5 protein-coding genes and 2 pseudogenes are annotated in these 7,356 nt (G+C 71.2%); 4 read left to right on the top strand and 3 right to left on the bottom strand.

The annotated features are described in order from the left end of the window. Nucleotides 1–278: pseudogene (locus ACFY1U_RS50875) on the bottom strand (rhamnose isomerase); the annotation flags it as partial. Between the two features lie 262 nt (nucleotides 279–540). Between ACFY1U_RS50875 and ACFY1U_RS50870 the strand changes: the two are divergent. After that, complete coding sequence (locus ACFY1U_RS50870) at nucleotides 541–1,839, top strand: MFS transporter (RefSeq protein ID WP_390700922.1); 1,299 nt, start codon at nucleotides 541–543, stop codon at nucleotides 1,837–1,839. Further along, a complete protein-coding gene (locus ACFY1U_RS50865) occupies nucleotides 1,839–4,475 on the top strand; it encodes a family 78 glycoside hydrolase catalytic domain (protein ID WP_390700921.1) in 2,637 nt (878 codons plus the stop codon). Before ACFY1U_RS50870 ends, ACFY1U_RS50865 begins: the two co-directional genes overlap by 1 nt. 14 nt (nucleotides 4,476–4,489) lie before the next feature. Here ACFY1U_RS50865 and ACFY1U_RS50860 read toward each other — a convergent pair whose 3' ends face one another. Further along, the gene (locus ACFY1U_RS50860) at nucleotides 4,490–5,365 is read right to left on the bottom strand and encodes an NAD(P)H-binding protein (protein ID WP_390700920.1); all 876 of its coding nucleotides are present in this window, start codon (nucleotides 5,363–5,365) and stop codon (nucleotides 4,490–4,492) included. 180 nt (nucleotides 5,366–5,545) lie between these two features. Here ACFY1U_RS50860 and ACFY1U_RS50855 point away from each other — a divergent pair, with 180 nt between their 5' ends. Further along, nucleotides 5,546–6,409, top strand: a complete 864-nt coding sequence (locus ACFY1U_RS50855) for a LysR family transcriptional regulator (RefSeq protein WP_390700919.1) — start codon at nucleotides 5,546–5,548, stop codon at nucleotides 6,407–6,409. Beyond that, complete coding sequence (locus ACFY1U_RS50850; protein ID WP_390700918.1) at nucleotides 6,406–6,777, top strand: YciI family protein; 372 nt, start codon at nucleotides 6,406–6,408, stop codon at nucleotides 6,775–6,777. The genes ACFY1U_RS50855 and ACFY1U_RS50850 overlap by 4 nt, the downstream gene beginning before the upstream one ends. A 237-nt stretch (nucleotides 6,778–7,014) precedes the next feature. On the opposite strand, the pseudogene ACFY1U_RS50845 reads toward ACFY1U_RS50850, so the two are convergent. Further along, nucleotides 7,015–7,356: pseudogene (locus ACFY1U_RS50845) on the bottom strand (rhamnose isomerase); the annotation flags it as partial.

Genomic DNA, 7,356 nt, shown 5'->3' with positions numbered 1-7,356 from the left:
GAGTTGATCGCCCCCAGTTTCACGCCCTGGTCCTCGGCGTACTTCGCCAGAGCACCGTAGTCGTCCACCTTGTCCCACGGGATGTGCAGCGCGACAGTTGGCGCCACGCCGGTGAACGCATGCACCTGGGCCGCGTCGGCCAGCTTCTCCTGCGGCGTACGGGGGACGCCTTGCTGCGCGAACACCTTGAAGCGCGTACCGGAGTTGCCGTACGCCCACGACGGCGTCTCGATCTTCTGCGCCGCGAGTGCTGCCTTCACGGCGGACTGGTCTGGCATGACCACCTCTGCACACTGTTTGAATCGTTTCAGTGGAACGTAGTCTCACTGGTGGGACGTCGTCAAGGCTTCCGCGCGCTCACCCTGGGATGTTCACGAGAGTGCGTAGATTTCGTTGCCGGAACCCTTGACGAGCCGCCGTCGCGGGCTCACGATGCCGTGAAACGTTTCACGGCCGCTTTCAGGGCTGATTACACGTGTCATCACCCCATGGCGCGGACCGCCCTCCGTCCCCGAACTCCCCATCAGAAAGGCCGCCTTGATGAGCAACGACGCCATCTCACGCAGGCCCGCCGAACCCCGGGTCACCCGCTCCCAGTGGCGCCTGGCCGTCCTCTCCGGCATGGCCTCCTACCTGGACTCGGGCATCATCGTCTCCTCCGGCCTGTCACTGGGCCTGTGGCAGAGCCGCTTCCACCTGTCCTCCTGGGGCCTCGGCGCGCTGAGCGCGGCGCTGACCTTCTCCATCGCCATCGGCTCACTCGTCGGCGGCCGCCTCGCCGACCGCTTCGGCCGCAAGCGGGTCTACGGGATCGACATCCTGGTCTACGCCATCGGCGCCGCCCTGCTGGTCGTCGCCCCCAACAGCGCCTTCCTCTTCGCCGGCATGATCATCGGCGGTCTTGCGGCCGGCGCCGACCTGCCGACCTCGCTGGCCATGGTCTCCGAGCACTCCCCGCGCTCGGTTCGCGGCCGGCTCATCGGAGCGACGCAGACCATGTGGGTCGCCGGCATCACCGCCGCGATCGTGATCGGCTTCGGCACCTCCACGCTCGGCTACCTCTCCGCTCAGCTCCTCTTCGCCCACCTCGCCGTCGTGGCCCTGGTCAGCTGGGTGCTGCGCAACCGCATGCGGCTGTCTCCCGTGCTGGAGGAGGCCGAGCGCGGCGGCGGTGGCGAGGGCATCGACGCGCGTGCCCTGCGCCGCCTCGGTGCCAAGCCGGTCCTGGTCCCGCTGCTCGCGACGGGCGGCTTCTACCTGGCCTGGAACCTCGCCGCCAACACCATGGGCCAGTACGGCACGTACTTCCTGACCACCGTCAGCGGCGCCTCCCAGACCCTCGCCACGGGAATGGGCCTGGCCGGGCTCCCGATCGGACTGGCCGGCTCGCTCGCCTTCGTACGGCTGGCCGACACTCCCTGGCGCGACCGGCTGTTCTACGTCTGTGCGGTGCTCCAGGTCCTTGCCTTCGCCGTGGCCGCGGCGACCGGCGGCGCCGTGATCGCGGCGATGGTGTTCTTCCTGCTCCTCTACAACGTGGTCAACCAGTTCGCCGGCGAGGCCAATTACAAGGTCTGGTCCCAGGAGGCGTTCCCCGAGGAACTGCGCGCGACCACCCAGGGACTGACCTACGGCCTCAGCCGCGCCCTGTGCGGACTCGCCGGCCTCGCCACCCCCACCCTGATGGCGGTCAGCGGTTCGGCCGTCCTGTGGATCACCACGGCGTGTGTGGCGGTGTCCGGTCTGATCGGGGTGTGGGTCGTCCGCACCATCGCTCCGCAGGGGCGGGCCGCGACGCCCGGGACCACATCCAGCGTCCGTGCGAAGGAGGCGATCTGATGCGCGTCACCGCGCCTGTTCTGGAACACCACCGCGAGCCGCTCGGCATCGGCGAGAGCAGGCCCCGCCTCAGCTGGCGTACCGAGACCGACGTGCCGGGTTGGACGCAGCAGGCGTACCGGCTCGAGATCACCGGCACCGACGGCACGGTCCTCACCGACACCGGGCGCGTCGACAGCGCCGACTCGGTGCTGGTGGAGTGGCCGGGGGAGCCGCTCGCCTCTCGCAGCCGCGTCGGGGTGCGTGTCCAGGTGTGGGGCGAGGGCGCCGAGCCGTCCGCCTGGTCTCCGCCCACCTGGGCGGAGACGGGACTGCTCGCCCGTACCGACTGGACCGCCCGGCCCGTCACCCCCGACCGCGAACCCGCGGACGCCTCGCTCCCGGTGGCGCTGCTGCACCGCACCTTCACCCTCGCCAAGGCGGTCGCCTCGGCCCGCCTCCACATCACCGCCTACGGTGTCTACGAGGCCGAGATCAACGGCAACCGGGTCGGCGACCACGTTCTCGCCCCCGGCTGGACCTCCTACCACCACCGGCTGCGCTACCAGACCTTCGACGTCACCGGCCTGCTGCGCGAGGGCGACAACGCGATCGGCGCGTTCCTCGGCGAGGGCTGGTACACGGGCCGGCTCGGCTTCCACGGCGGCCGGCGCAACCTCTACGGCGACCGCCGCGCGCTCCTCGCTCAACTTGAGATCACCCACCCCGACGGCACCGTCACCACCCTCGGCACCGACGAGACCTGGCGCGCCACGACCGGCCCGATCCCGCGCTCCGAGCTCTACGACGGCGAGGTCTACGACGCCCGGGCGGCCCGCCCCGGCTGGTCCGCACCGGGCCACGACACCTCCGACTGGTCACCCGTCACCGAACTCCCGCTGCCCGAAGCCGAGTTGGTGGCCCCGACCGGCCCGCCCGTGCGCCGCACCCAGACCCTCGCCCCCGTCGACGTCCTCACCACACCCTCAGGGAAGACCGTCCTCGACTTCGGGCAGAACCTGGTCGGACGCCTGCGCCTTCGCGTCTCGGGGCCGGCCGGACACACCATCACCCTGCGGCACGCGGAAGTTCTGGAGCACGGCGAACTCGGCATCCGGCCCCTGCGTCTCGCCGCCGCAACCGACACATACACCCTCGCCGGCACCGGCGAGGAGACGTACGAACCGCGCTTCACCTTCCACGGGTTCCGCTACGCCGAAATCGAGGGCTGGCCCGGCGAGTTGGACCCGTCCGCAGTCGAAGCCGTCGTCCTGCACACCGACATGACCCGCACGGGATGGTTCGAGTCCTCGAACGAGCTGGTCAACCGCCTGCACGAGAACGTCGTGTGGGGCATGCGCGGTAACTTCCTCGACATCCCCACCGACTGCCCGCAGCGCGACGAACGCCTCGGCTGGACCGGCGACATCCAGGTCTTCGCCCCGACCGCCTCCTTCCTCTACGACTGTTCGGGCATGCTCGGCGGCTGGCTGCGGGACCTGGCCGCCGAACAACTCGCCCGCGCAGACGGCACGCCCCCGCTGGTCGTGCCCGACGTCCTGCCCTCCGGCTTCGGCGGCACCCCGCACGCGGTCTGGGCGGATGTCGCCGTGCTGCTGCCGTGGACGCTGTACCGGCGCTTCGGCGACCTGGCCGTGCTGCGCACCCAGTACCCGAGCATGCGCGCCTGGGTGGAGACCGCCGCCCGCCTCGTCGAGGAGGGCGGCGGCCTGTGGCGGCAGGACTTCCAGCTCGGCGACTGGCTCGATCCGGCCGCTCCGCCGGACGCTCCGGGAGACGCCCGTACGGACGGCGATCTCGTCGCGGGCGCATACGTCGCCCGCTCGGCCGACGTACTCGCCGAGACGGCGCGGCTGCTGGGGGAGAAGGACGACGCCGTCCGCTACGAGGAACTCGCGCGGTCGGTGCGGGCGGCGTTCGCGGACGAGTTCGTCACCCCGGGCGGGCGCATGTCGAGCGACGCGCAGACCGCGTACGCGCTCGCCCTGTGCTTCTCGCTGCTGCCCACGGAACGCCAACGGCGGGGCGCCGCCGAGCGGTTGGCCCACATCGTGCGCAAGGCGGGCTTCCGCATCGCCACCGGATTCGCCGGCACACCGCTGATCTGCGACGCCCTGTGCGCGGGCGGGGAAGCGCAACTGGCGTACCGGATGCTGCTGGAGAAGGGCTGCCCGTCCTGGCTGTACCCCGTGAGCATGGGGGCGACGACCGTGTGGGAGCGGTGGGACTCGATGCTGCCCGACGGGAGCGTCAACCCCGGCGAGATGACCTCCTTCAACCACTACGCCCTCGGCGCCGTCGCCGACTGGCTGCACCGCACGGTCGCAGGCCTCGAAGCCGCCGAACCCGGCTGGCGCCGGCTGCGCGTCGCGCCCGTTCCCGGCGGCGACCTGACGTATGCCAAGGCCGCCCACGACACGCCGTACGGCCGCGCCGAGGCGGGCTGGCGGATCGAGGACGGCACGCTGGTGGTGGAGGTGCTCGTGCCGCCGAACACCCGGGCCGAGGTCCAACTCCCGGGTGAAGGTGAGCCGTTCGAGGTCGGTGCGGGCCGCCGTACCTTCCGGCGGCCGTACACCCCGCCCGCCTGGCCGCCGGCCGCGATCCGCAACCCGTTCGCCGGGCCGGAGGAGTAGGGCCGGCGAGGTGCTCAGGCCAGGACGACCGGCCTGAGCACCTCCTCGCACCACTGGCGGAACGTGGTCGGGCTGGGCGATGCGGCGCGGTGGTCCTCGTCGTAGGCGTCCTTGATCTGGGCCACGGCCATGTCGACCAGCCCCTGCGCCCATGCCTCGCTCGCGCCGTGCTCCAGCATCGTCGCCCGGTAGGTGTCGAGGGGCAGCTGCTGGTACCGGACGGGCCGCCCCAGCACCTCGGACAGGACCTGAGCCATGCCGTCGGGGGAGAGGGCGTCGGGGCTGACCACGGGTACACCCTCCTGACCGCTCCACGACCGGTCGCGCAGGAGTTCCGTGGCCTTGGCCGCGATGTCCCGGGTGGCGACGGACGCGACGACACGGTCGCCGGGCTGCGGCCAGTAGAACGCGCCCTGGTCCCTGATCGCGGCCACCTGCCAGAGCAGGTTCTCCATGAAGGCCGGCGGCTGCAGCGCCCGGTAGTGCACTCCGGTGTCCATGATCATCCGGTCCTTGGCCAGCGAGGCCGACAGGTGCCCGGCGTTCTCCTCGATTCCGCGGCCCATGGTCGACACGGCGACGACCCGCTTGACGCCCCGGGCGGCGATCGCCTCACAGGCCGCCCGCGTGTAGTCGACGTAGTGGCCTTCGACGTCCTCCGCGCGCGGGTCCGGCGGCACCACCCAGAACACCGCGTCCGCGCCCGCGAAGGCCTCCGTGACGACATCGAGGTCACGGTGCGACCCCTGGACGACCTCGACGCGCCCGCGCACCTGCGCAGGCAGCCGGGAGGGATCGCGGACGATCACACGGACCGGCTCCTCGCCGTCGAGGAGACCGTCGACGACCTGGCGGCCGATCTGACCGGTGGGAGTGGTGATGACAAGCATGGAAAATCTCCAAGAGGGCTCGCTGGAAAGGCAGTTGGCACCCCTCGGCCGTCGGCTGGACCAGCTGGAGCGACCGGGGGACCGCGTGCTTCGATCGTGCGGTGCACCCCTGCGAGACGGAAGGACCGAACGGATCCCGCTTGTTACCCTCTGGGTCATACCGAACGGAGGTGCCGGGTCGTGGAATCCCGATCACTGCGCTACTTCGTCGCCGTGGCCGAAGAGCTCAACTTCGCCCGCGCCGCCGAACGGCTGGGCATCTCCGCCCCGCCCCTGTCCCGCGCCATCCGCAAACTCGAGGCGGACCTGGGCGTCACCCTCTTCGAGCGCACCACTCACAGCGTCGAGCTGACCCCCGCAGGCACGGTCCTGCTCGGGGAGGCCCGGATCGCGCTCGACGCCCTGCAGGCGGCCGGCCGACGGGCACAGCGCGCGGCCGCCCAGGACGCGAAACTGGTCCTGGCCCTCAAGGCCGACGGCGACGGGGGCCTGCTGGAACCCATCCTCGCCCGCTACGCGACCGAGCCCGCCGCCCTCCCCGTCACGCTCCGCCTGTCCGGCTGGGGCGACCAGGCCCGTCTGCTGCGCCAGGGCGAGGCGGACGCCGCCCTGATCTACGAACCCTTCGACCACACCGGCCTGGACGCCGAAACGGTCACCGTCGAACGCCGCCTGGCCGCCCTCCCGGCCACCCACCCCCTGGCTGCCCGCGACCACCTCGCCCTCGCCGACCTGGCCATCCCGGGCGTCGAGGCGGGCCGCCTCGACGGTCTGGCCGACTACCTGGACGCGATCGTCGAGCGCCACCACATCGCCGACCTGCCCCAACTGCTCACCCTCGTCGAACTGGGCGAGATCGTCACCCTGCTGCCCGAATCCGTCACCAACCGGTACCCGCGCCCGGGCCTCGCCTACCGTGAGGTCCCGGACGCCCCACCGGCCACCCTGTCGATCGCCTGGCCCCAGCAGTCCTGCTCGACGGCCACGGCCGCACTGGTCCGGGTGGCCGCCTCCGTGGTCCCCGCTGTCGAGGCGGCCGCATGAAGTACCTGGTCCTGATGTACGCCGATCCCGCGGCGACCGAAGCGATGACTGCCGCCGAACGCGCGGAGGTCTTCCGCCGGCACGAGGCCCTCCACCAGGACCTGGAAGGCACCGGCGAGATGCTGAACGGAGCCGGGCTGGCCTTCCCCCGGGACACGAGGACCATCCGGTGGCAAGGCGAGGGCGCGGCCCCGACCACGACGGACGGCCCGCTCACGGACACCACCGACCACGTGACCGCGTACTACGTGATCGACTGCGCCACCCCGGAACGAGCACAGGAGATCGCCGCACGCGTCCTGGACTTCCACGTCGTGGCGGTAGAGGTGCGGCCGGTCCACGACTCGTTCGGGATGGGAGAAACCTGACCGCACGGGCCCACGTCCACGGGGCCGTTCGCACACCGATCGGCACGGCCCTCTGCGACACGCTCGGCGCGACATACGTGATGTGCGGCTCTGCTGTGCGGGCGGCGCGAGTGGCCCCGTGAGGGGCGCGGGGCTGTATCAATGTGCATCAATGTGCGGCTCCGCCGCGCGGGTGCGACCAGCCACATCCGGCCCGCGGCCTGCAAGCAACCGGATCTGGCAGGTGAGTGGCAGCGTTCAGGCTCCCCATCCGGCTTGCTGCCCGCCGATGCGTTCTTCAATGATTTTTTCGGCCCATCCGGAGCGGCGGTAGGCGCTGATGGGGTCGGGGTCGAGGCCCATCTCCTGGCGGACTTCGGCGAGCAGCGGCCGCACGTCGGTGTTGTAGGCGTCCATCAGCACCGCGTTGGCTTCGAGCACGTCGCCCGAGTGCTGTGCCGCGGTCAGAGCGTCCCGGTCGACCAGTAGCGCCTTGGCGGTGGCTTCCTGGACGTTCATGACGGAGCGGATGATGGCGGGGATCTTGGCTTCGATGTTGTGGCACTGGTCCAGCATGAAGGCGACCTGGTCGGTGTATCC

It is taken from the genome of Streptomyces sp. NPDC001351 (assembly GCF_042896045.1).
GTDB lineage: Bacteria > Actinomycetota > Actinomycetes > Streptomycetales > Streptomycetaceae > Streptomyces.
Note: the sequence above shows the minus strand (reverse complement) of the source record. Positions and strands in the feature narration are given on the sequence as shown.

Coding starts and splice junctions, on each gene's coding strand:
- ACFY1U_RS50865 (WP_390700921.1), top strand. CDS start 1,839: ATGCGCGTCACCGCGCCTGTTCTGGAACACCACCGCGAGCCGCTCGGC.
- ACFY1U_RS50870 (WP_390700922.1), top strand. CDS start 541: ATGAGCAACGACGCCATCTCACGCAGGCCCGCCGAACCCCGGGTCACC.
- ACFY1U_RS50850 (WP_390700918.1), top strand. CDS start 6,406: ATGAAGTACCTGGTCCTGATGTACGCCGATCCCGCGGCGACCGAAGCG.
- ACFY1U_RS50860 (WP_390700920.1), bottom strand. CDS start 5,365: ATGCTTGTCATCACCACTCCCACCGGTCAGATCGGCCGCCAGGTCGTC.